23 protein-coding genes and 1 pseudogene are annotated in these 23,223 nt (G+C 43.7%); 16 read left to right on the forward strand and 8 right to left on the reverse strand.

The features are described from left to right. Window positions 1–783, reverse strand: coding sequence for a zinc ABC transporter ATP-binding protein ZnuC (gene znuC, locus FTU90_RS09695; protein WP_180072502.1), 783 nt, complete (start codon window positions 781–783; stop codon window positions 1–3). Next, window positions 765–1,262, reverse strand: a complete 498-nt coding sequence (locus tag FTU90_RS09700) for a transcriptional repressor (protein ID WP_005173814.1) — start codon at window positions 1,260–1,262, stop codon at window positions 765–767. The genes znuC and FTU90_RS09700 overlap by 19 nt, the downstream gene beginning before the upstream one ends. Window positions 1,263–1,408: 146 nt before the next feature. Here FTU90_RS09700 and FTU90_RS09705 point away from each other — a divergent pair, with 146 nt between their 5' ends. From FTU90_RS09705 to FTU90_RS09760, 12 genes are all read left to right on the forward strand, one after another. After that, a complete protein-coding gene (locus FTU90_RS09705; protein WP_005094557.1) occupies window positions 1,409–2,245 on the forward strand; it encodes a metal ABC transporter solute-binding protein, Zn/Mn family in 837 nt (278 codons plus the stop codon). A 174-nt stretch (window positions 2,246–2,419) separates the two neighbouring features. Further along, complete coding sequence (locus tag FTU90_RS09710; RefSeq protein ID WP_005173819.1) at window positions 2,420–2,812, forward strand: ATP synthase subunit I; 393 nt, start codon at window positions 2,420–2,422, stop codon at window positions 2,810–2,812. Window positions 2,813–2,922: 110 nt separating this feature from the next. After that, the gene (gene atpB / locus FTU90_RS09715) at window positions 2,923–3,798 is read left to right on the forward strand and encodes a F0F1 ATP synthase subunit A (RefSeq protein ID WP_005094552.1); all 876 of its coding nucleotides are present in this window, start codon (window positions 2,923–2,925) and stop codon (window positions 3,796–3,798) included. Window positions 3,799–3,883: 85 nt separating this feature from the next. Continuing rightward, window positions 3,884–4,129: a F0F1 ATP synthase subunit C gene (gene atpE, locus FTU90_RS09720; RefSeq protein ID WP_000424060.1), complete on the forward strand. Its 246-nt coding sequence runs from the start codon at window positions 3,884–3,886 to the stop codon at window positions 4,127–4,129. Window positions 4,130–4,168: 39 nt separating this feature from the next. Continuing rightward, entirely contained in the window at window positions 4,169–4,639 is a 471-nt protein-coding gene (locus tag FTU90_RS09725) for a F0F1 ATP synthase subunit B (RefSeq protein WP_005173825.1), read from the forward strand. Window positions 4,640–4,651: 12 nt separating this feature from the next. Then, window positions 4,652–5,188: a F0F1 ATP synthase subunit delta gene (locus FTU90_RS09730; protein ID WP_005173826.1), complete on the forward strand. Its 537-nt coding sequence runs from the start codon at window positions 4,652–4,654 to the stop codon at window positions 5,186–5,188. A 43-nt stretch (window positions 5,189–5,231) separates the two neighbouring features. Further along, complete coding sequence (gene atpA / locus FTU90_RS09735) at window positions 5,232–6,776, forward strand: F0F1 ATP synthase subunit alpha (protein ID WP_074383695.1); 1,545 nt, start codon at window positions 5,232–5,234, stop codon at window positions 6,774–6,776. Window positions 6,777–6,865: 89 nt separating this feature from the next. Beyond that, window positions 6,866–7,735, forward strand: a complete 870-nt coding sequence (gene atpG / locus FTU90_RS09740) for a F0F1 ATP synthase subunit gamma (RefSeq protein WP_004280996.1) — start codon at window positions 6,866–6,868, stop codon at window positions 7,733–7,735. Window positions 7,736–7,761: 26 nt separating this feature from the next. Further along, window positions 7,762–9,156, forward strand: a complete 1,395-nt coding sequence (gene atpD, locus FTU90_RS09745) for a F0F1 ATP synthase subunit beta (protein WP_004280997.1) — start codon at window positions 7,762–7,764, stop codon at window positions 9,154–9,156. A gap of 26 nt (window positions 9,157–9,182) precedes the next feature. Beyond that, window positions 9,183–9,602, forward strand: a complete 420-nt coding sequence (locus tag FTU90_RS09750; protein ID WP_064096955.1) for a F0F1 ATP synthase subunit epsilon — start codon at window positions 9,183–9,185, stop codon at window positions 9,600–9,602. Window positions 9,603–9,736: 134 nt separating this feature from the next. Continuing rightward, window positions 9,737–10,222 (forward strand): DUF2846 domain-containing protein, encoded by a 486-nt coding sequence (locus tag FTU90_RS09755; protein WP_180072504.1) that lies wholly within the window; start codon window positions 9,737–9,739, stop codon window positions 10,220–10,222. 368 nt (window positions 10,223–10,590) lie between these two features. Then, a complete protein-coding gene (locus FTU90_RS09760; protein ID WP_180072506.1) occupies window positions 10,591–11,967 on the forward strand; it encodes an NAD-dependent succinate-semialdehyde dehydrogenase in 1,377 nt (458 codons plus the stop codon). Between the two features lie 28 nt (window positions 11,968–11,995). Here the strand turns inward: FTU90_RS09760 and FTU90_RS09765 are convergent, their stop codons facing one another. The 3 genes from FTU90_RS09765 to FTU90_RS09775 all read right to left on the reverse strand — a co-directional run bounded on the left by FTU90_RS09765 (window position 11,996) and on the right by FTU90_RS09775 (window position 14,806). Beyond that, on the reverse strand, window positions 11,996–13,000 hold the full coding sequence (locus FTU90_RS09765; protein ID WP_100535455.1) for a pirin family protein: 1,005 nt from the start codon (window positions 12,998–13,000) through the stop codon (window positions 11,996–11,998). A 129-nt stretch (window positions 13,001–13,129) separates the two neighbouring features. Next, a complete protein-coding gene (locus FTU90_RS09770; RefSeq protein WP_005173841.1) occupies window positions 13,130–13,732 on the reverse strand; it encodes a hypothetical protein in 603 nt (200 codons plus the stop codon). Window positions 13,733–14,260: 528 nt separating this feature from the next. Beyond that, on the reverse strand, window positions 14,261–14,806 hold the full coding sequence (locus FTU90_RS09775) for a glutathione peroxidase (protein WP_005173845.1): 546 nt from the start codon (window positions 14,804–14,806) through the stop codon (window positions 14,261–14,263). 191 nt (window positions 14,807–14,997) lie between these two features. Between FTU90_RS09775 and FTU90_RS09780 the strand changes: the two are divergent. Beyond that, window positions 14,998–15,894, forward strand: a pseudogene (locus FTU90_RS09780) (DMT family transporter). 441 nt (window positions 15,895–16,335) lie between these two features. On the opposite strand, the gene FTU90_RS09785 reads toward FTU90_RS09780, so the two are convergent. The 3 genes from FTU90_RS09785 to FTU90_RS09795 all read right to left on the reverse strand — a co-directional run bounded on the left by FTU90_RS09785 (window position 16,336) and on the right by FTU90_RS09795 (window position 19,333). After that, window positions 16,336–16,905, reverse strand: coding sequence for an L-threonylcarbamoyladenylate synthase (locus FTU90_RS09785; RefSeq protein ID WP_074383691.1), 570 nt, complete (start codon window positions 16,903–16,905; stop codon window positions 16,336–16,338). Window positions 16,906–16,946: 41 nt separating this feature from the next. Next, on the reverse strand, window positions 16,947–18,086 hold the full coding sequence (gene dprA / locus FTU90_RS09790; RefSeq protein ID WP_100329712.1) for a DNA-processing protein DprA: 1,140 nt from the start codon (window positions 18,084–18,086) through the stop codon (window positions 16,947–16,949). Window positions 18,087–18,178: 92 nt separating this feature from the next. Further along, window positions 18,179–19,333, reverse strand: coding sequence for a LysM peptidoglycan-binding domain-containing protein (locus FTU90_RS09795; protein WP_005094531.1), 1,155 nt, complete (start codon window positions 19,331–19,333; stop codon window positions 18,179–18,181). Between the two features lie 119 nt (window positions 19,334–19,452). Here FTU90_RS09795 and def point away from each other — a divergent pair, with 119 nt between their 5' ends. From def to FTU90_RS09810, 3 genes are all read left to right on the forward strand, one after another. Then, the gene (gene def, locus FTU90_RS09800; protein WP_005173860.1) at window positions 19,453–19,983 is read left to right on the forward strand and encodes a peptide deformylase; all 531 of its coding nucleotides are present in this window, start codon (window positions 19,453–19,455) and stop codon (window positions 19,981–19,983) included. A 92-nt stretch (window positions 19,984–20,075) separates the two neighbouring features. Continuing rightward, window positions 20,076–20,489, forward strand: a complete 414-nt coding sequence (locus tag FTU90_RS09805) for a DUF2946 family protein (protein ID WP_159138879.1) — start codon at window positions 20,076–20,078, stop codon at window positions 20,487–20,489. 70 nt (window positions 20,490–20,559) lie between these two features. Beyond that, window positions 20,560–22,593, forward strand: coding sequence for a TonB-dependent copper receptor (locus tag FTU90_RS09810; RefSeq protein ID WP_180072507.1), 2,034 nt, complete (start codon window positions 20,560–20,562; stop codon window positions 22,591–22,593). Window positions 22,594–23,223: the final 630 nt, after the last annotated feature.

The raw sequence follows: 23,223 nt of genomic DNA on the forward strand, positions 1-23,223 counted from the left end.
TTAAGCTTCCGGCTCGGGGTGAATATGAGGGCGCGTATCATGCTGACACGGCGTAGCAGAATCGCCATGCGCACAATGATCATGATGATGCTGATAAAACACCCGATTGGTGCCAAAGATTGCCTGATATTCCGGATGCTGCTGTACGCTTTCTGGCAGGCCACTGCAACAGATATGCTTGTTCAAGCACACCACCCGAGTCGTACCTTGCATCACCCATTGCAGGTCATGTGACACCATTAATACGGCACAGCCATATTTTTCCGGCAAGTTACGCACATATTCATACAGTTCAGCTTCGGATTGAATGTCCAGACCTTGCATCGGTTCATCCAGCACCAGAATATCCGGCTGGCGTAATAAGGCCCGTGCCAAGAGCACCCGCTGACGCTCACCGCCTGAGAGTTGCTGAACTTTGGAATCTTGCAGTTTACTAATGCCAGTATCGCGAATAATTTCAGTTTTGATTTTGGATGGACATTTTTCCAGCGCCAGTAAATCTTTGACCCGCAGCGGCAAGCTATGCGATGGATTGAATTTTTGCGGCACATAAGAGAATTTCAGTTTACGTGCAGTTTTGATCTCACCGGATTGCGGTTTCAAGATGCCGAGCATGACTTTAATTAAAGTCGACTTGCCTGCACCATTCGGGCCAATCAGCGTGACAATCTCTTTTTCTTGCAATGAAAAATTAATGGCTTTTAAAATATCACGCTCATCAATCTTGACCCAGATCTGGGAGAGCTGAATCAGGGGGGAGGCACTTAAGCTTTGTTGCGACACTGCTGACAGATTCCTGAAATTTCAATAATGCTGTGATGTGCGCTAAAGTCATCCGAGCTTGCAAGTGCATCAAGTTGGTCAAGCAGACCTTGCGCTGATGCTTCTGTCACCGCTTTACATTCGGTACAGATTAAAAAAGCCGCCTGATGCCCTTCACGTGGATGGCAACAAGGAATATAGGCATTGATCGAGGTCAGGCGGTGAATCAGCCCTTTACCCAATAAAAAATCCAGAGTTCGGTATACCGTAGGTGGCGCCGCAGGACGATCACTGGCATTTTTCATTTGTGCCAGTAAATCATAAGCCCCCATCGGGCCAGTCGCATTTAAAATGAGTTCCAGCACTTCTTTACGCAAAGGGGTAAGGCGTGCGCCTGTTGCTGCACAAAGACTTTCCGCTTCAGCAAGACGTTGTGCGACATTGGGATGGTCGTGCACGCCGTGCAATGCGTTGTGGTGTTCGTGCGAACAAGAACCCATAGTTCACCTCAAGTGCGAAACTGAAAATTAATAGATTTCAAATCTTAACATGAAGCGTTCAGAGTTTCGATTGGGCATAGGTATTTTTGTATTTTTGTTATATTATAACACTCACTAATTTTCTCGTTTTTAAGTGATTTCTACTCATGTTCCGTCTCCTTGCAATGGGTCTTTTGGCTTTGTTCAGCACACTCAGTTGGTCACAAAGTCTGGTGGTCTCGACTCAGCCGATCTATCTGATTGCCAAGAAAATTACCCAGGGCGTGGAACAGCCGACTTTATTACTAGCCAATCAGAGCGGACATGATGTCAGTCTGACCCCGGCACATCGTAAAATCATTCAGGATGCCGGTCTGGTGATCTGGCTGGGTCAGGCGCATGAAGCACCGCTGGCCAAAGTGCTGAATGACAGTCATAAAGGTATCGCTATTTTGGAATCCGGTATTTTGACCACATTGCCGATGCGTAACCCGCGTGGTGAGGCCTTAAAAAATACCATTGATACGCATGTCTGGCTCGATCCAAATAATGCCGTAAGGATTGGCTTCTTTATTGCGGCGCTGCGTTCGCAACAATTGCCGGAGAACCGTGAACTGTACTGGAAAAATGCACGCGACTTTGCGCAAAGCATGTTTGCGACGGCCCAGCGTTATAGTTCCAGCACTAAAGCCAAAGCTTACTGGTCGTATCATGATGCCTATCAATATCTGGAACGTCCCTTGAATCTGAAATTCATGGGCGCACTGACCGATGATCCACATGTCTCGCCAACTGTGGCACAAATCAAGTTCTTACAGGATCATCGCCCACAGCCTAAAATGTGCCTTCTGGCCGAAGGTCATGCCAGTGAAAATCAGTACCGAAAACTGAAACCGGTGGTGTTTCAGCATGTCGATGAAAGCATGAGCGGGGCAGGGGACTTTGTGCAAGCCTGGCAGCAATTAGCAGCAGAAACCCAGAAGTGCGTATTAAATGCACGCTAATGATTTAAAAAATAGACAGATTTTGATTAGTTTAACAGCATTGCCCAGATTTAAAAAAACACGACTAAGGTCGGGAAAAGATTGCATGTTCAGGGGTGTAACTCTATAATGCCTGCGATTAAAAATAATCACCTGTTAAACTTGTCAAGCATGATTGCTGTGAGTGAATAAATAATGAGCCGAACTAGTCGCTTGATTGACCGACGATTAGCGAAAGCTTTGGTCCTCCTGCAAGCCTGTATGATCCCTGTTTCAGCCTTGATCGGCTGGGTCGTGAAAGACTCAACCGCAGCCCTGAGTGCAGCATTAGGTGCGCTCGTTTGTTGGCTTGCGACTTGTTATTTTTCGTGGCAATCGTTTCGAGCAGCAGGAGCCCGCGCGTCTAAACAAGTTCTTTCGAACATGTATAAAGGCTTAATGGGAAAGTTTGCAATTGTGATTGTTGGTTTCATTTTAATTTTAAGCAATGTCGAACCGTTGTCAGCGGTGGCGTTGTTTTGTGGTTTTATACTTGTTCAAGCCATGTCGTGGGTCGCTCCGTTTTGGGCGTCACGTCTACAAAAATGAGTATAGACACAACAAGAAATTGAAAAGTTTTTCAGGAGCAGGCGAGATATCAAGCAGCACGCGATATTCGTTTGTTCTATTAGTTTTTTGACATTGACCAGGTGTGATTTATGGCTGCTGAAGAACATGCCCTTACTTCGACCGAGTATATCAAGCATCACTTGACCAACATGACCTATGGCAAAATGCCAGATGGTACATGGAAATTGGCCGAGAGCGGTGCTGAAGCTCAACAGATGGGGTTCACTGCTATTCACTTGGATTCAATGGGTTGGTCTATCGGACTGGGTCTGATTTTCTGTTTGTTATTCTGGTTGGTTGCGAAAGCGGCTAATGCTGGTGTTCCTACCAAGTTCCAGTCTGCAATTGAAATGATTATCGAGTTTGTAGATTCAAGTGTACGTGATACCTTCCACGGGAAGTCTCGATTAATTGCACCCTTAGCTTTAACCATTTTCGTGTGGATTTTCCTCATGAACTTGATGGATTTGATCCCTGTTGACTTTATTCCTTATGTAGCTCAACACGCGATTGCTTCTATGCTGGGTGTAGACCCTCATCAGGTTTACTTTAAAATTGTTCCGACTACAGATCCAAACGTTACCCTCGGTATGTCTATTTCTGTATTCTTCTTGATCATTTTCTATAGTATTCGTGAGAAAGGTGTTGGCGGCTTCGTTGGTGAGTTAGCACTTAACCCATTTAACCCAAGTAACCCAGTTGCTAAAGTGCTTTTGATTCCATTCAACTTATTGTTGGAATTGACCACTTTCTTGGCGCGACCAGTTTCATTGGCTCTACGACTGTTCGGTAACATGTATGCGGGTGAGTTAATCTTCATTCTTATCGCGTTATTACCGTTCTGGATCCAGTGGGCGTTGTCTGTGCCTTGGGCGATTTTCCACATTTTGATTATTACGCTACAAGCATTCATTTTCATGATGTTGACTATCGTGTACATGAGTATGGCAAGCGAAAAGCATTAATGGTATTGCCTAACTGTCAACGGATGGTTGGGCACACAATTTTTTAACTTAATTTGGTATAAAACCTAACCTCTGAGGAATTATCATGGAACTCACTTTAGGTCTAGTTGCAATTGCATCTGCTATCTTGATCGCTTTCGGTGCTTTAGGTACTGCGATTGGTTTTGGTCTTCTAGGCGGCCGTTTCCTTGAAGCTGTTGCTCGTCAACCAGAATTGGCTCCGCAACTTCAAACTCGTATGTTCTTAATCGCAGGTCTTCTTGATGCTGTGCCTATGATCGGTGTTGGTATTGGCTTGTTCTTCATCTTCGCTAATCCATTTGTAGGTTAATCAGCTTAATTCCGAAATTCACTATTTGAGGAATTTGCAATGAATATCAACCTCACATTGTTTGGCCAAGCGATTGCGTTTGCGATTTTTGTCGCGTTCTGCATGAAGTTTGTATGGCCACCACTAATCAATGCGATTAGTGAACGTCAGCGTCGTATCGCTGATGGCTTAAATGCTGCTGAAAAAGCGAAAGCTGACCTTGCAGATGCGCAAGCACAAGTGAAAGCTGAACTGGACACGGCAAAAGCACAAGCGGCTCAATTGATCGAACAAGCGAACCGTCGTGCAGCACAGTTGGTAGAAGAAGCGCGTACTCAAGCATCTGCTGAAGGTGAGCGTATTCGTCAACAAGCGAAAGAAGCTGTTGATACCGAAATCAATTCTGCTCGCGAAGAATTGCGTCAACAAGTGGCTGCTCTTGCAGTGACTGGTGCTGAGAAAATTCTTAGCCAGCAAGTTGATGCAGAAGCTCACAATGCCATGCTGACTCAGCTGGCTGCTAAACTTTAAGAGAGGCAGATTATGGCTGAACTCTTGACGTTAGCACGCCCTTATGCAAAAGCAGCATTTGCTTACGCTTCTGAGCAGGGTGCAACTGACTCTTGGTCAACTGCACTTGAATTGCTCAGTGCTGCGGTGCAAGACGAAGCATTTTCAGCTTATCTAAATCGCCCGGAGCTTACACCTGCTGAGCAGGTGTCTCTTTTTGCCAAAGTTTTAGGTGAAGACCAAACTGCAGCAGTGTCTAACTTCCTGACATTGCTTGCTGAAAACAACCGTTTGACGCTTCTTCCTGAAATTGCTGCAGAATATGAACAGCTCAAATCACAGAATAACAATACTGTGGATGTTGTGATTGAATCAGCATTCCCATTAACTTCTGTTCAGGAACAATTACTGACGCATGCATTAGAGAAGAAATTCGAAGCTGCAGTAAGTGTTTCTGTAGAAGTGAAACCAGAGCTTATTGCTGGTGTAGTTATTCGTGCAGGCGACCAAGTGATAGATGATTCTGCGCTTAACAAGCTTGAGAAAATGCGTACTCGTCTTCTTGCTTAAGAAATAAGAAGACTGAACTTTAAAAAGATTGAGGTATAGCGCAATGCAACAACTGAATCCATCCGAGATCAGTGCGCTCATTAAACAGCGTATCGGCGATCTGGACACCAGCGCAACCGCTAAGAACGAAGGGACCATTGTTATGGTTTCCGACGGTATTGTGCGTATTCACGGCCTTGCTGATGCAATGTACGGTGAAATGATCGAATTCGACGGCGGCCTTTATGGTATGGCACTGAACCTAGAACAGGATTCAGTGGGCGTCGTTGTTTTAGGTAACTACTTAAGCCTTCAAGAAGGTCAAAAAGCGCGTTGCACAGGTCGTGTATTAGAAGTTCCGGTTGGTCCAGAACTTTTAGGCCGTGTAGTAGATGCTTTGGGTAACCCGATTGATGGTAAAGGCCCGATCGATGCTAAATTAACTGATGCTGTTGAAAAAGTAGCACCAGGCGTAATTTGGCGTCAGTCAGTGGATCAACCTGTACAAACTGGTTATAAATCAGTAGATACAATGATCCCTGTAGGCCGTGGTCAGCGTGAGTTGATCATTGGTGACCGTCAAACTGGTAAAACAGCAATGGCGATCGACGCGATCATCGCTCAGAAAAACTCTGGCATTAAATGTGTATACGTAGCAATTGGTCAAAAACAATCGACTATCGCTAACGTAGTACGCAAGCTGGAAGAAACTGGCGCTATGGCGTACACCACTGTTGTCGCAGCAGGTGCATCTGATCCAGCAGCAATGCTGTATTTGGCTCCGTACTCTGGCTGTACAATGGGTGAATACTACCGTGACCGTGGTGAAGATGCGTTAATCATTTATGATGACTTGTCTAAGCAAGCTGTTGCGTATCGTCAAATTTCATTGCTTTTACGCCGTCCACCAGGTCGTGAAGCTTATCCAGGTGACGTGTTCTATCTACACTCGCGTCTACTTGAACGTGCTTCTCGTGTATCTGCTGACTACGTTGAGAAATTCACTAACGGTGAAGTTAAAGGCCAAACTGGTTCATTAACTGCATTGCCGATTATTGAAACTCAAGCGGGTGACGTATCTGCATTCGTACCAACCAACGTAATTTCGATTACTGATGGTCAGATCTTCCTTGAAACATCATTATTCAACGCAGGTATTCGTCCTGCTGTGAACGCGGGTATCTCTGTATCTCGTGTTGGTGGTTCAGCGCAAACCAAGATCATCAAGAAATTGTCTGGTGGTATCCGTACTGCTTTGGCGCAATACCGTGAATTGGCAGCATTTGCTCAGTTCGCTTCTGATCTTGACGAAGCAACTCGTAAGCAACTTGAACATGGTCAACGTGTAACTGAGTTAATGAAGCAAAAACAATATGCTCCATACTCAATTGCTGACCAGGCTGTTTCAATTTATGCATCTAACGAAGGCTACATGGCTGACGTAGACGTTAAGAAAATCGTAGACTTTGATGCTGCGTTAATTTCTTACTTCCGTTCAGAACATGCTGCGTTAATGCAACAAATCGATGCCTCTGGTGATTACAACAAAGACATCGAAGCTGCAATCAAAGCAGGTATTGAAAGCTTTAAAGCGACTCAAACTTACTAAGTTCAACCTTAGTTGAATTTAGTGTTGGTTTGGTTCACGGAATCAACCTTCGGAAGCTCGCAAGGGCTTTCGAATACTAGGTTAAGCGTATGGCAAATTTAAAAGAAATTCGCGCCAAAGTAGCTAGTATCAAGAGCACGCAAAAGATTACTCGAGCGATGCAAATGGTAGCAGCTTCTAAGATGCGTCGTGCGCAAGAGCGCATGGCTCAAGGCCGTCCGTATGCCGAAAATATGCACCGTGTAATTGCTCATTTGGTCCAAGCGAACCCTGAATACAAACACCGTTATATGGTTGAACGCCCGGTTAAGCGCGTTGGCTATATCATTGTGTCTTCAGATCGCGGCCTTGCTGGTGGTTTGAACATTAACCTGTTCAAGAAAGTGGTAAAACACGTTCAACAGCAACAAGAGCAGTCAATTGAAGTTCAATTTGCTTTAATTGGTCAAAAAGCGGTTTCGTTTTTTAAAAACTACGGCGGTAAAGTGCTTGGGGCGACGACGCAAGTCGGTGATACTCCGAGTCTTGAGCAGTTATCTGGTTCTGTACAGGTGATGTTGGATGCTTATGATAAAGGCGAGTTAGATCGTATTTATCTAGTGTCAAACGGCTTTGTCAATGCCATGACTCAAAATCAAAAGATCGAACAACTTGTTCCTTTGGCTGCTGCTGAAGAAGACAAGACTCTTAACCGTCAATACGGTTGGGATTATATCTACGAGCCTGAAGCTGAAGAGCTTTTAAATGGCTTGTTGGTTCGCTATATCGAGTCTGTGGTGTATCAAGGTGTGATTGAAAACATCGCATGTGAGCAGTCTGCACGTATGGTCGCTATGAAAGCAGCGACAGACAACGCAGGTGAGATCATTAAGAGCCTGCAACTTATTTATAACAAGCTGCGTCAAGCCGCGATTACTCAGGAAATTTCTGAGATCGTTGGTGGTGCCGCTGCCGTTTAACATTATTTTGAATTGAGGAGACAGCAATGAATAGCGGTCGTATCATTCAGATCATCGGCGCGGTTATCGACGTCGAGTTTGAACGCAACAGCGTTCCTAAGATCTATGACGCTCTCCAAGTAGATGGTACTGAAACTACTTTAGAAGTTCAGCAACAGCTTGGTGATGGCGTAGTTCGTACTATTGCAATGGGTTCTACTGAAGGCCTTAAGCGTGGTTTGAACGTAGTTAACACTGGCGCGCCGATTTCTGTACCAGTAGGTACAGCGACTCTAGGCCGTATCATGGACGTTCTTGGTCGCCCGATCGACGAAGCTGGTCCTGTTGCGACTGAAGCGCGTTTACCAATTCACCGCTCTGCACCTTCTTATGCAGAACAAGCAGCTTCTACTGACCTTTTAGAAACTGGTATTAAAGTCATTGACTTACTTTGCCCGTTCGCTAAAGGTGGTAAAGTTGGTCTGTTCGGTGGTGCCGGTGTTGGTAAAACTGTAAACATGATGGAATTGATCAACAACATCGCGAAAGCTCACTCAGGTTTATCTGTGTTTGCTGGTGTTGGTGAGCGTACTCGTGAAGGTAATGACTTCTATCACGAAATGAAAGATTCTAACGTTCTAGACAAAGTAGCAATGGTCTACGGTCAGATGAACGAGCCACCGGGTAACCGTTTACGCGTAGCGTTGACTGGTCTTACTATGGCTGAATATTTCCGTGACGAGAAAGACGAAAACGGTAAAGGCCGTGACGTACTATTGTTCGTAGATAACATTTATCGTTATACACTAGCGGGTACTGAAGTATCAGCACTTCTAGGTCGTATGCCATCTGCAGTAGGTTACCAGCCTACACTTGCAGAAGAGATGGGTGTTCTTCAAGAACGTATTACATCGACTAAGTCTGGTTCTATTACGTCAATCCAAGCGGTATACGTACCTGCCGATGACTTGACAGATCCATCGCCTGCTACAACGTTTGCTCACTTAGACGCAACTGTTGTATTGAGCCGTGACATCGCATCTTCTGGTATTTACCCAGCGATCGATCCACTAGACTCAACTTCACGCCAATTAGATCCGTTAGTTGTTGGTCAAGAGCATTATGAAATTGCACGTTCTGTACAGAACGTATTGCAACGTTATAAAGAGCTTAAAGACATCATCGCGATTCTTGGTATGGACGAGCTTGCTGAAGAAGATAAACTGGTTGTTTACCGTGCGCGTAAAATCCAGCGTTTCTTCTCTCAACCGTTCCACGTAGCTGAAGTATTTACTGGTGCTCCTGGTAAATTAGTATCTCTTAAAGAAACGATTCGTGGCTTTAAAGGTCTTCTAGCTGGTGAATACGATCACATCCCAGAACAAGCGTTCTACATGGTTGGTGGTATTGACGAAGTGATTGCTAAAGCTGAGAAACTTTAATTAGTTCCCTAATTTAGGAGATTCTCATGGCGACTATGCAATGTGACGTTGTAAGTGTTCAAGAGTCTTTGTACTCAGGCACTGTAACTATGCTAATTGCTAAAGGTGCTGGCGGTGAGTTAGGTATTATGCCTGGTCACGCTCCGCTGGTAACTTTGCTCCAACCTGGCGCGATCCGCGTTATTTTGGAAAACGGTACAGAAGAGTTGATCTATGTATCTGGTGGTGTTCTAGAAGTTCAACCGCATGTTGTTACGGTTCTTGCAGATACTGCAGTCCGTGCAGAAAACTTAGATGAAGCTGCAATTATTGAAGCGCGTAAACACGCTGAACAATTGCTAGCAAATCAAAAGGGCGATTTGGACGCTGCTGCTGCTTTGGCTGCTCTTGCAGAAACTGCTGCTCAGCTGGAAACGATCCGCAAAATCAAAAACCGCGCTCAGTAAGAGACGGTTTGAGATTGAAAAAACCACCCGAAAGGGTGGTTTTTTTATGCGTAAAAATTAATATCCTTTATTAGGAAATAATTTATATTTTTGTTATATTTCGGTTTCTTAAAAATAAATAAGGGGATTCCGGGGTGTCAAATAAAGTAATTTTACCGTTTTTATTGTCAATAGGCTTTGTTGGTTGTGCATCGGTTCCGAAAGCAAATCTACAAGCAGTAGAACAACAAAAAACTGTACAAGCACCACAAGTAGGTCAAGCAGGAATCTATGTGTACCGCTCGAAGAATGTTGTAGGTGCAGCACTTAAAAAAGATATTTGGATTAATGGTGAATGCTTAGGTGAAACTGCTCGTGGTGTATATTTTTATAAAGAGGTAGAAGGAGGTAAAACGCACACTGTTTCCACTGAGTCAGAGTTTTCGCCTAATCATCTGAATCTATCTACAGAGAGCGGGAAAAATTATTATATTCAGCAGTATATTAAACCAGGTGTATTCGTTGGTGGTGCAAACGTAAAAGCGGTTGATGAAGCTGAAGGTAAGCAAGCGATTGAAAAATATAGTTTAGCAATAGGTGGAAACTGCTCTAAGCCTTCGATTCAACTTTCAAAATCATAAGTTTTAAAAAATGAATTTGCGATTATATAAACAATAAATCGCAAATTCCCCATTTCTTAATATTTATACTTAAAAATCTTATTAAAATCTGCATCTAAGCTTGCCACTTTAAGTATCTTATATATCGCTTAAATACATACCTTAGGAAGGTTATCCTTTTATTTATAGTATCAGATCATACCTTATTGTTGTACCGCTCGATATAACTTTTACCCTTTCTCAGTAATATTTTGAACCAATCTGTAAGCAAACATACACCATAAAAAAATCAATGATAAGTTAAATAATTCGAACAGATACTTGCTTGTTATAACTTCATTTGACTGGGTTCAGAACAGGCGAAACTTATAATTGAAAAAGGGAAAATCATGGCTTATCAATCTATCAATCCATTTACCAATCAAAAATTGAAAGACTACCCCTCCCATAGCGATCAAGATATTCAAAATGCCCTCGATACCGCAGAAAAAATCCTGAAATCGGAATGGGCTCAAAAGGCCGATACCCGTATTGAGGTACTGCGCAAGCTGGCTAGCAGTATGCGTGAGCGAAAGTCGGAACTGGCCAAGCTCATGACGCTGGATATGGGTAAACTGATCAAGCAGAGTGAAGGTGAAATCGAAACCTGCGCCAAAATTGCTGAATACTATGCTGATCATGCCAAAGAATTTTTAGCGCCTGTGTCCTACGAAACGGAACTGGGAGAATCTTGGGTTGAGCATCATCCATTGGGCATTGTTATGGCAGTTGAACCGTGGAATTTTCCGTTTTATCAATTAATGCGGGTTTTTGCACCGAACTGTGCCATCGGTAATCCGGTTCTGGCAAAACATGCCGGAATTGTACCGCAATGTGCCGAAGCTTTTGAACAACTGATCTTGGATGCAGGCGCACCCAAAGGTGTCTGGACCAACCTGTTTATTAGCAGTGATCAGGTTGCTGAGGTGATTGCAGATAAACGTGTACGTGGTGTGGCACTCACAGGTTCAGAAGGTGCGGGCAGTGCTGTCGCTGAGCAGGCCGGAAAACATCTTAAAAAATCAACACTGGAACTGGGCGGTAATGATGTCTTTATTGTGCTGGATGATGCTGATCTGGAACGCGCAATTAAATTAGGCTGTCAGGCGCGCGTCAATAATGCCGGCCAAGTCTGTACGGCAGCAAAACGCTTTATCCTGCATGAAAAAATCGCTGAACAATTCAAGGCTGGCATGATCAAGGTATTTGAAGGGTTAAAAATTGGCGATCCGCTTGATCCTGAAACCACATTGGGTCCACTGTCTTCCGCTGACGCTTTGGAAAAGCTGACTGAACAGGTCGATAAGGCGGTAGAACATGGTGCGAAAGTGGTCACTGGTGGTAAGCCGTATGAGCATGCAGGCAATTTCTATCAGCCGACGATTTTGGAAAATATCAGCCGAGATAATCCGGCCTGGTATGAAGAATTCTTTGGTCCGGTTGCCCAGATTTATGTGGCCAAGGATGAGGATGAGATTGTTTCGATTGCCAATGATTCCAATTATGGTCTGGGTGGCGTGATCCATGCTCAGGATATTGAGCGGGCGAAAAAGCTAGCGTCACGGGTAGAAACTGGCATGATCTGGATCAACTGGTTTACCGATACCACGCCGGAATTACCATTTGGCGGGATGAAGAACTCCGGTTATGGCCATGAACTCTCGATTGATGGTTTCAAAGAATTTGTGCAAAAGAAACTGGTCGTGGTCAAAAGCCCGAAGAAATAAAATATTGACTCGACAAAGAAGCCACTATTCAGTGGCTTCTTTGTTCTGGATATTCTTCGCGTTGACCACCGTCATAACTGGCAAAACGAGGTTGTTCTCGTGGAAATGATGGTTCAGCGTTTGGCCAAGGCCAAGCACCAAACTGGGTGTCACGATAACGGCGAAAAGCAGCATCCAGTTCCTGCGGAGTATTTAACACAAAGGGCCCGCGCATCGCCACGGGTGCACCAATCGGTTCACCTTCTAGCCATAAAATATGTGATTCCAGTAAACCACCTTTGAGATGAATATCCTGATCTGGTTTGAGTTCTATCAGATGCTTGACCTGTATTTTCTGTCCTTCCAGCTCCAGGCTTTTGCCTTGGTAGAAATAACAAAAACGCGTCGCGCTCGCAGTACTTGCCGGAATAATCAGCTCTGCCTCAGGCGCAAGTGTGATCAGGTAAATATTGACCCTGTTTTCAGCAGGTGCTGCCCAAGAATGGGGTGGACGATCCAGTGCTTCGGTATCTTTAAACTGCCCTGAAATGACCCGAATATCCGCTTTAGGTCCGGCTGCATTGGCTGAAAATACATGCGGAATCTGTTCACGCCACAACATTTTATAATCGGCCGGCTGCTTTTTCTGTTCCGGTGAGGAATTCAGCCAGATTTGAAACAGCTCCAGAGGATTATCCTGATCTTGATGAACTAAGGGAAACATTTCGCAGTGCTGTACCCCATTGCCGGTGGTCAGCCATTGCACATCACCTGCGGCATAACGTCCCGAGTTTCCGAGCGAGTCAAAATGGTCGACATAACCGCGCTCGACAATGGTAATGGTTTCAAAACCGGTATGCGGATGCTCCGGAAAGCCGGGAATTTGCTCGCCATAATACATGTCATATTCATGCTGATACGGCGGTGTAACTGGCCCTAATTGGGCATTGCCTTGTGGATAATGATCCTGATGGTGAACAGTAAAAATAAAGGGATCTTTCAGGTCAAGTCGGGATTCGACCGGAACAACAGAATACAGCACTGAATTCGACATGATTGAACTCCTGATTATTTTATTAGATATAAGCTTTTAATTTAAATTAGTTTTTATAATAAATCACAGTGTAAAGCAGATAAGGCGATTGAGGAAGATGCTTTCCGATCTATCGCCTTAGATGAAGGTTTAGGTATTTTCCTGTTCAGTCGTACTGTCTGATTTTTGCTCTGGATTCTGGATCAGCAGCCCCGCCAGTTTGATCATTTCAGCTTGCACATTGACCATCTGCGATTCAATTTTTTTCAGGTCGATCTGGCTTAAATCCATGTCACCATTCAACAGCGGTGAGGCCAAGACTTGCTGATTGGCACTCATGATATTGCTGCGGATCTGGTCAATTTCCTGACTTTTTAAGTTCAGGTTGCCGAGTACCTGATTAAAGCTGTTGAGTTGCTGTTGTAACTGGGTTGCGGTGGACTGCAGTTGCTGAGTATCCTTGGCTTCTACTGCACTTTGTAGCTCAGTCTGAGTCTGCTTCAACTGTTCCACATAACTGCCTGCTTTCAGCTGTAAGTCAGCCACATCACGAACCATATAAAACATATTGCCCGATCTAAGCTCAGTTGGTGCGGTAGCGCCAGTTTGCGGCTGGCTGGCAGTGTCAAGATCGGAACTACGAGTTTCCGCTTGCTCAGTGGGTGCTTCAACTGCCTGTTCACATCCCATCAGTAAAATCCCTGAGCTAAATAATGCAAAAGGAAGAACGGCATTGGCAAGAATCTTGGACATGGAATCAGGGTCTCGGTGCAGGTGGAAATATTTCATGATTTAATATAGGGACAAACTATGGAGATAAAAAAGATTGTTGCAAAGTTATAACAAATTTACTGAAGCGCAGACCGTCTTCGATTAAAAATGCTTAAAAAATAAAGATAAAACTCACGTTTTCAACTCAATAAATTGTTTGGGCTGTAATGATGTTAAGAAACGGAGAGTTCTGGATATGCATGCTTACATTCTCCCTATTCACTTGATCCAGTACGGGTTTCTCATACGCGTAGAATGCATTTGATATAGAAAATACGCTTGCTTTTACTCAATGGTTTATTGCTTCAAGTGTATTGTTAATCTAACCGAGGATCGTTGCAGATTAGGCCTGTTAGATTGATGAACAGGCGACGAACTATAGCCAAAAATAAAAGTTGAGGGCGACTTATAGATAGGATTTATATGAATCATTATGTATTTAACTCGCTGTGTTTAAATTACAAAGTAAGTATCTATTGGGTAAATACATACTTACTTTGCGATTAGCAATTATTTGGCCAGTTCGGCATTTACCGCATCCACAATTCGCGGATCATCTGCAGTAATGTCAGGCGCAAAACGTGCAACCACTTCGCCATTTTTATTGATCAGAAATTTCTCAAAGTTCCATAACACTTCAGGCGGTTGGTTTGGAGTCAGGCCATAATCGACCAGATCTTTCCACCACGGGCCTTCACCGATCCGCTCTGGTACAGCTTGAGTCAGCGTGGTATAGAGCGGATGCTTGTCTTCGCCCGCCACAGAAATTTTAGCAAAGAGCGGGAAGTCGACCTGATAATTGACAGAGCAGAATTCCTGAATCTCTGCTTCGCTACCCGGTTCCTGCTCCAGAAAGTTATTGGCAGGGAAGCCCAGAATTTCCAGACCTTGCATTTTTTTGTCTTTATACAGCTTTTGCAAACCTTCATATTGCGGAGTCAGACCACATTTCGATGCCACGTTCACCACAAGCAATACCTTGCCCTGATACTGGTTTAAGGTGGTTTCCGGGCCTTGAATGGTTTTGACTGGAATGTCATATACAGAGCGAGTCATTAGATTTCCTGTTTATTCAGACTGAATCGATCTTTGTTTTAACGGGTATTTAGATTCAATACAAGTAACAGCTGCTGAGGCAGGAGGCTTAAATCGGTAAATTGCCTGAATATCATGTGAAAAATCTATTATGCTAGGGTGCGCAAATAGCAATCGCTAAATAACAAGACAAGCGACACATGGATGAGGGTATGACACAGCAGCACAAAGCAGTCTGGTGGGCAATGGTATTGCCATTGGCTGCAGTTTTTATTTGGTCCTTAAACATGACGGTGACACGTTATGTGGCGGATTATATTTCTCCCATCAGTATCAGTTTTTACCGCTGGGTACTGGCACTGCTAATTTTAAGCCCATTTCTGTTGCCCAAGGTCAAAGCAGCCTGGCCAGAGATTCGCCCACATCTTGGACACTTTGCAGTTTTGAGTGCCTTGGGGATGGTGCTGTATCAAGGATTGGCCTATAGCTCTGCACACTTTACCACTGCGACCAATATGGGGCTGATCAATGCCTTTATTCCTATTTTTACCATTATTGTGGGTATTTTTGTTTTAAAGATTCGCCCGACACAGGCTGCAGTGCTAGGGAGTCTTCTGTCCTTTATTGGTTTGATGTATGTCATGGCACAAGGGCAGGGCTTGCAGTTTTTAGCTGTCGGTGAAAGCTATATTGGCGATCTGTTGATGTTGATCGCAGTATTTTTTTATGCGTGTTATGGCGTGTTTCTGAAGAAATGGCAGATTTAGATTCCACTCTTAGTGAGCCTGTATATCCAGATTTTTATGGCCTGTCTCTATCATATTCCGTTGGTACTTTACTTCGGTCTGGACAGTATCAATAGCCATAATGCAGCCAGTATTGTTTATGCCGGAATTTTTCCTTCTATTTTAGCCCCGTTTTTTTGGATGATGGCGGTACAGCAACTCGGTCCAAATCGTAGCAGTATTTTTATGAATCTGATGCCGGTTTTTACCGCGATAGTCGCCTATCTCTGGTTAGGTGAAGCCTGGACCATGTATCACAGTATTGGAGGTGGTATCATTTTACTGGGAATTATATGGGCACAATATCCGGGAAGAGCAAAGTGATAAGCTAAGGAACAGTTTATCAAGATATTAATTGTTTGAATATTAAGCAAGCAATCAAGGTTTTTTAATTGAAATAGCCTGTTAAATCCCAATTTTTAAATGTGAAAATAAATATAAAAATCTTAATTTATTTTAAAACTGGAATAGAAAGAGCAAGATAGTTTGAATTTTGGTTAAAAGTTGCCTAGTATTAATAGAAAATATGTATTAATTGAGTTTTTTATTGTACTTGTCGTTGCACTAATTTTCTCTCATAATGCATCCATCGAGAATGATTAAACATATTTTTCCTTGTTTTATCAAACTCCCAGAGATTTCTGAACCCTCTGGATGTGATTTATGCACATCCTTTTTTATGCTCAACCATCCCTATATGGTTGAGCTTTTTTTTGTCTTAAAACTTTAGTCGAGCTTGAATATCTGCGTGGACTCTGAAAAAGCTCAGTCGCGAATAATCGCCCCACTGACGGCGTCAATAATCCGGCTCGGTTGCTGGCTTAACCCTAAGTCACCATTCAGATAATTCAGATTCTGATCAAAGTAGCGAATCGCATCTTGCAGTGAACGCGCCGGTTCTAATCCTGCAGGATTGGCGCTGGTAGACACAATAAAACCGCCAAAGGCCTGACATAGTGCCATACAGAGTGGATGGTTGGTAACGCGAACCGCCACTTTGGGATGATCGCCCTTAATCCAGGCCGGAATCTCCTGATGCGCGGGAAGCAGCCAGGTGATGGCGCGTTCAGCGGGTCTGTCATTGCTCCAGGATTCAATCACTTGTTCACGCATTTCTGTAGTTAAATCTTGCAGCAGATGTTCCACCTGTGAAATATGCGCTGCCAATAGAATCACCCCTTTTTCAATCGGGCGCTGTTTCAATTTTAAAATCTGATGAAATGCCTGTTCATTATAAGGGTCGCAACCCAAGCCCCAAACAGCCTCTGTAGGATATGCCAAGACTTGTCCGTCTTTAAGACATGCTGCTGCTTCAGCAACAGAGGTAGTAATCATGTGAATACCTTATACAAAACAACAAAGCCCTATTGTGAACTTTATTTCAGTGGACGACAACGCTGATACATGCCCGCTTGTTGAGTACTCAAGCCGAGCAGCTCAAGTTCCATCAATTGACTGGTCAAGGAAGATACTTCCTGTTGTAAATGAAAACTGAGCTGATCCAGACTCTGTCCGACCCAATCGAGTTGATTATAAAGATGAATTAAATGGGGCGGGATAGTGCGCTCTTGCTCAGGATAAGTATCTTTTTTGAAGTGATTTGCATTCGCTTGCCACTGTGTTGCTAGGGCTAAATCCTCAATCACTTGCTGTGGATGGTCAATTAAAATCGCACCTTCACGAATCAGTTGATGACAACCTTGATGATGTTCACTGTAAATATGCCCCGGAATTGCAAATATGTTCTTGCCTTGTTCCGCTGCCCATTGTGCCGTAAGCAATGAACCACTTTTTAAAGCAGCTTCTGCCACAATCACCCCAAGACTTAAGCCGCTGACAATTCGGTTGCGCCGTGGAAAATGCTGCTGCAAGGGTGGGGTAAAAGGCAAAAACTCAGTAATAACTGTACCACCGTGGTTAATCATTTGCTGACGTAGTGCTTGATGTACAGCAGGATAGGTCTGTTCGATCCCTGTACCCATCACTGCAATCGTTCGTCGATGTTGTAGCGCAGCCCGATGTGCTGCTTCATCAATCCCTTGTGCCAAGCCACTATTAATATAAAAACCTTGCTCACTCAGATAAAAGGCAAAGTCATAGGCGACTTGCTGTCCGTGCGGACTTGGCTTGCGACTGCCAACAATTGCAATTTGTGGCTGGAGTAACTGATCTGCATGTCCCTGCCCGAACAGAATTGGCGGCTTATGCTCATAATGACTCAGTTGTTGTGGATATTCAGCATCTGTATGCAAAAGCACAAAATCACTGTGCAACTGAATCTGTTCTAGACTGTGCTGAAAATGGGTTTGAGATTCGCTGCTTTGAAAGTCTTTCAGGCGTTGAATATGATTTTTATGAAGGCCGAGCTTTTGCCAGGTCTCGATTTGAGAACAATGGACTGCATCCGCAAGATCTGCATAATGCCGACTGATTTTATAAAAGCTGGTGAGGGAATGTTGCACCAAATACCACAGCGTGATGGCATTGATTTGTGATGTCGACAATCTGTTCAACATAGTGAGACCTATTTTTGCGTCTTCTTATTATTGGTATGAATGAAAATAATTGAGATGATGCTGATCTATCAACATCATCCCACTTTGCAACCTTAGTCTTCTAACAAAGGAGGCTGAATGCCGGCACCCACTTTAATTGGAAGCTCGCTATCCAGCACATAGGCATAGCTCAATTGATCGAAGGCTTTAAAGACCATGACCTGACCAATACGCTCACCTGGCAATTGCACCCGTTCTTTAGTCTTCGGATCAGTCACCACTTCACCTTTCTGGTTTACGCTAAAGACATGACCTGTCTGAACGCCATGTGCCGTACCACGGTCAAGGGTGACGACACTATGACGTGCTGCAGTACCAATCGACCCCAATACACGCACAATCTGACCACCAGGCACAATACTTTCTGCATTGGTTGGGTAGAACAGCGTCGGTAACATCGGGTCGTATTCAGCGAGTACGCGGTCACCGCGACGCACCTCCGCGTTATAACTGTCAGTCAGCTCCAGTGTGGTTACCTCACCTTCACTACGTACCGCAATACCAGATGCCACCTGTTGCAGCTCGAGTGCAGCAGTATATTTCTTGCCATTGGCATCGGTAAATACATAAGGCTCAGCTTCACGATAAACGGCATAGCGTTGACCAACGACCAGACCGTTACCACGTACATAGACTTTCTGGCCTTTGCCCGCCAGTACGCGCTGATCTGCAGTTCCAAGAATGTATGGGGTGCCTTGAACTGAATCAGGCGCCATCAGGGTATAGCGCTCTAGCCACTGTTTGATATGTTCTAGTGGAATCACTGGAATGGTATTGTTTAAAGATTCAACCCGAATCTGAGGTTGCAGAGAGGTGCTGCCCAGATAGCGGCTGATAATACCGTCACAACCATCACCTTCATCTTTGCCAATAATCGGACGGCCCTGGTAATCACACATCAACAGGCGATCGCCCGGGAAAATCCAATGTGGATTTTTCACATGCTTGTTGCTGGCCCAGATTTCAGGCCAACGCACCGGGTTTTTCAAAAAGCGTTTTGAGATGTCCCAGAGGGTATCGCCTTTTTTGACCACATAAATATTGGGTGCACTGGCTTTTAATGCCGGCGGATTGACATTACGTGCAGGTGCGGCCTCGGCAGAATGAATAGTCCCCATACCGACACCGACACAAACGGCGAGTGCCAGCATCTGATTTTTAAACCCCAAGGCACTAAAAAATGGCATGCCCTTCAAAACCTTTTTCATTATCATAATTCCTAAAATTATGTGCGTAGTTGCGTTATAATAACGATCTTACACACATTTTTTGATGAAGCATTCCCTTCATTTGGTTTTTTGATCAATGGCATAATTGAGGACGCAGTATGGCCTTATTACCTATTTTAAGTTTCCCGGATCCCCGTCTTCGTACCATTGCACAACCTGTCGAAGATGTGACTGATGAAATTCGTCAGCTCGCTGCAGATATGTTTGAAACCATGTATGAAGCACCAGGTATCGGACTTGCCGCGACTCAGGTGGATCGTCATATTCAGCTGATTGTTATGGATCTGTCTGAAAATAAAGATCAACCGATGGTGTTTATTAACCCCAAAATTACACCATTGACTGAAGAAACGCAGCCCTACGAAGAAGGCTGTCTATCAGTTCCTCAAATATACGATAAAGTTGACCGTCCGTCACGTGTAAAAATCGAGGCAATTAATCTGGAAGGTCAAGCATTTGAACTCGAAGCTGACGGACTTCTCGCTGTGTGTATTCAACATGAAATGGATCACTTAAGTGGCAAATTATTTGTTGATTATTTATCGCCATTAAAACGTCAACGTGCACGTGAAAAAGTAGAAAAACTGGTACGCCAGCGTAATAAAGACAAGGTGGCAGTTAAACGCTAGGATATTTTTTTAATTTATTTTAATGATCCAACAAAGCCCAATTCTGATTGGGCTTTGTTATAATCGACATGAGCATATTTTAGGAGTGGCCTGTGTTTTTACGCGCGGGGCTGCTATTTGCATTTGCAGCTGTGTTTCTACAGATTGCTGTATTTTTACAGCCTTTGTTACCGAAGCAATATCAGATTGCTCCGGTCTGCGAAACCATCACGCGTGCGCTTTTTATAGCGACAGATACCCACACCCATCATAGTGCTGCCGAACATGCCATGCAGTCTGTTCAGGCGACGCATACCTCACATGAGCATCATGATGCCAATCATCAGTGTCAGTACTGTACCGTCTACGCAAATCTGCTGTTGCCACCTGATCTGGACATCAAACAGGTTCTTGACCGGATTCATGTCCGTTTAATTGCTTATCAAAAAACCTTTAAGCATGTCTGGTTTGTCCTTCAGCAGCTCTTTTTAATTCCTCAGGGACGAGCGCCGCCACTGCCTGCATAAACCTGCATTTTTCGCTTGGGTTGTTATTGACTCAAGCCATGCTTTTTTATGTATTCAGTGAGATAAAAAAATGGCTCAGCCTAAATTTTTTTTACAGCCACTTGCGGCTGCGATTTGTGTTATCTGTTATTCACCAGCCACAATGGCAAATGAAACGATGCCCGTGCAAACTTTGGCACCGATTGTGGTGACTTCTACAGCAGGTAATGATGCCAATGGACTGATTGTCCGTGCTGATCCGAAACAGCCGATTCAACCGATTCCGGCATCAGATGGTGCAGACTATTTACAAAGTATTGTCGGTTTTAGTGCAGTGAATAGCGGTGCCGGCACCAATGGTGATGTGACTTTCCGGGGTATGTTTGGTTCAAGAATTAAAATCCTGACCGATGGCACTGAAAACCTGGGGGCCTGTCCAAGTCGGATGGACTCACCCACCTCATATATTTCCCCAGAAAGTTACGACCAGATTACGGTGATCAAAGGCCCGCAAACGGTTCAATATGCCAATACTGGATCTGCCGCAACCGTGATTTTTGAACGCAGTCCGGAACAGTTTAAAGATGATAAAAACTATCGTGGTCAAACAAGTGTCTTGATGGGTTCATTTGGCCGACTGGATCAGAATATTGAAGTGGCAGCAGGTGATGAGCAGAAATATATCCGTCTGAATAGCAACCGTTCTGTATCTGATAGCTATCAGGATGGAAGTGGTAATACTGTGCCATCAGACTGGGAGCGCTGGAATGCCGATCTGGCTTTGGGTCTCACGCCCGATGAAGATACCTGGGTTGAATTGACCGCAGGTAAAGCAGATGGTGAAGCGGTGTATGCGGGCCGGGCAATGGATGGCTCAAAATTTGGCAGAGAAAGCCTCGGTCTAAGATTTGAGAAGAAAAATGTCACTGATGTAATCAAGAAAGTTGAAGCTCAAGTGAACTATAACTTTAATGATCATGTGATGGATAACTTTAGTTTACGTGAGTTCCAGCCCACTCCGATGATGAATATGCCGATGGCAACCAACGTGGCACGTAAGACTTTAAATGCCCGGGTTGCGATGACACAGGAGTGGGATGATATCGAGCTGATTACGGGGGTCGATACGCAGAATAATGAACATAGTATCCGTAAAGGCATGCATAACAGTTATAAAGACAAAGCTCGCTCTATTGATATGGAGTTTCAGTCCTATGGCGGTTTTGGAGAGTTGAGTTATCAGCTGGGCGGAAATAATAAACTGGTATCCGGAGTGCGACTGGATCATGTTGAAGTTCTGGATCGACGTGCTGAATCTCTTCAGGCGGATTTGAATGTAGAGCGTAGTAAAACGTTGCCAAGTGCATTCTTACGTTTTGAAAATACCCATCCTGAACATGATGATGGCAAAACTTATATCGGTTTAGGTTATGTCGAACGTATGCCGGATTACTGGGAATTATTCAGTCCTAAAACAGGGAATGGTAATACCAATACCTTTAAAAGCATTGATACTGAGAAAACCCTACAGTTGGATTTAGGTTACCAACATGAACATGGAAACCTAAGTTCATGGGTATCTGCCTATACAGGCTTGATTCAAGATTTTATTTTGACCAAATACAATGCAAACGATCAAGCTGAAACACGAAATGTCGATGCTGTCATTGCAGGTGCAGAAGCGGGCATTGGTTATCAGTTTAGTGATGCGATTCAGGCTGATGTCAGTGCCATGTACGCATGGGGTGAAAACACCACTGATAATACGCCGTTGCCACAGATTTCACCTTTAGAGGCTCGGGTGAATTTACGTTATATCCAGGATAATTATACTTTGGGTGCTTACTGGCGTTTGGTCGATGGTCAAAACCGAATTAGTGAGCGTGAAGGGAATATCGTTGGTTATGATGTTAAGAAAAGTGCAGGCTTTGGCGCACTGTCTTTAAATGGCACATATCACATTACGAATGGGGTAGATCTTTCTGTGGGGGTCGATAATGTCCTAGATCGTACCTATGCCGAGCATTTGAACAAGATGGGCAGTTCTGGTTTTGGATTTGCTGCCAATGAGCAATTTAACAATATTGGCCGTAACTACTGGGCAAGAGTCAGTATGAAGTTTTAATTGTTGTCTAATCTTTTGAAAAAGCCATTGCTCTTAAGCAATGGCTTTTTTAATTTTAAGGTCGGAGTTTATTTTGCATATTTAAATAGAGTGCCAATTTCTAGGAAGAAGGCCGTATAAAACAAGTTTTTTCTATATAAGCGTCAGGGCGGTGAAGAATAAAACAAGAATTGACTACGCCTTAAGCAATAGGGAGTGCGTAATAAATGATTTTTTTAAATAATTTTAATTAAAACAATTGGTTGTAATTACTTGGGTGAGAGTTCTTAGCTAGATTACATGAAAATCAAAAATAATTAAAATAAATTTTATATAAAAAACAATTATTTATATTTTTATTGGTTTATAAAACAAACACACGATAAAAAATCTTTGCAAGAAGTGTTGCAAGCGCTCTGAAATGCTGTAGAATGCACATCCATCGGCAGTGATGAAGATTAAAACTTCTGATAAAACAGTAACTTAGCACGAAGTGTTAAGATTAGGTTTTGTTGGATAAGTTTAAATTAATTTGAATTACGGATTGACACTTTAGAAATTCAGTGTAATATAGCCGACCTAGCTTGCTGGTGACGAATCAGCAAGAAGATCATTAAGAGCTTATGAAGAACAACTTGTGTGGATTTTTAC

It is taken from the genome of Acinetobacter sp. YH12200, assembly GCF_013418175.1.
Taxonomy (GTDB): domain Bacteria; phylum Pseudomonadota; class Gammaproteobacteria; order Pseudomonadales; family Moraxellaceae; genus Acinetobacter; species Acinetobacter pseudolwoffii.

Bases quoted from the DNA above. Each gene is read 5' to 3' on its own strand.
- atpB (WP_005094552.1), top strand. From the start codon at position 2,923: ATGGCTGCTGAAGAACATGCCCTTACTTCGACCGAGTATATCAAGCAT.
- FTU90_RS09705 (WP_005094557.1), top strand. From the start codon at position 1,409: ATGTTCCGTCTCCTTGCAATGGGTCTTTTGGCTTTGTTCAGCACACTC.
- FTU90_RS09775 (WP_005173845.1), bottom strand. From the start codon at position 14,806: ATGACTCGCTCTGTATATGACATTCCAGTCAAAACCATTCAAGGCCCG.
- FTU90_RS09810 (WP_180072507.1), top strand. From the start codon at position 20,560: ATGGCTCAGCCTAAATTTTTTTTACAGCCACTTGCGGCTGCGATTTGT.
- FTU90_RS09700 (WP_005173814.1), bottom strand. From the start codon at position 1,262: ATGGGTTCTTGTTCGCACGAACACCACAACGCATTGCACGGCGTGCAC.
- FTU90_RS09765 (WP_100535455.1), bottom strand. From the start codon at position 13,000: ATGTCGAATTCAGTGCTGTATTCTGTTGTTCCGGTCGAATCCCGACTT.
- FTU90_RS09760 (WP_180072506.1), top strand. From the start codon at position 10,591: ATGGCTTATCAATCTATCAATCCATTTACCAATCAAAAATTGAAAGAC.
- FTU90_RS09785 (WP_074383691.1), bottom strand. From the start codon at position 16,905: ATGATTACTACCTCTGTTGCTGAAGCAGCAGCATGTCTTAAAGACGGA.
- FTU90_RS09795 (WP_005094531.1), bottom strand. From the start codon at position 19,333: ATGAAAAAGGTTTTGAAGGGCATGCCATTTTTTAGTGCCTTGGGGTTT.
- def (WP_005173860.1), top strand. From the start codon at position 19,453: ATGGCCTTATTACCTATTTTAAGTTTCCCGGATCCCCGTCTTCGTACC.
- FTU90_RS09725 (WP_005173825.1), top strand. From the start codon at position 4,169: ATGAATATCAACCTCACATTGTTTGGCCAAGCGATTGCGTTTGCGATT.
- FTU90_RS09750 (WP_064096955.1), top strand. From the start codon at position 9,183: ATGGCGACTATGCAATGTGACGTTGTAAGTGTTCAAGAGTCTTTGTAC.
- FTU90_RS09770 (WP_005173841.1), bottom strand. From the start codon at position 13,732: ATGTCCAAGATTCTTGCCAATGCCGTTCTTCCTTTTGCATTATTTAGC.
- atpG (WP_004280996.1), top strand. From the start codon at position 6,866: ATGGCAAATTTAAAAGAAATTCGCGCCAAAGTAGCTAGTATCAAGAGC.
- dprA (WP_100329712.1), bottom strand. From the start codon at position 18,086: ATGTTGAACAGATTGTCGACATCACAAATCAATGCCATCACGCTGTGG.
- FTU90_RS09710 (WP_005173819.1), top strand. From the start codon at position 2,420: ATGAGCCGAACTAGTCGCTTGATTGACCGACGATTAGCGAAAGCTTTG.
- atpA (WP_074383695.1), top strand. From the start codon at position 5,232: ATGCAACAACTGAATCCATCCGAGATCAGTGCGCTCATTAAACAGCGT.
- FTU90_RS09730 (WP_005173826.1), top strand. From the start codon at position 4,652: ATGGCTGAACTCTTGACGTTAGCACGCCCTTATGCAAAAGCAGCATTT.
- atpD (WP_004280997.1), top strand. From the start codon at position 7,762: ATGAATAGCGGTCGTATCATTCAGATCATCGGCGCGGTTATCGACGTC.
- atpE (WP_000424060.1), top strand. From the start codon at position 3,884: ATGGAACTCACTTTAGGTCTAGTTGCAATTGCATCTGCTATCTTGATC.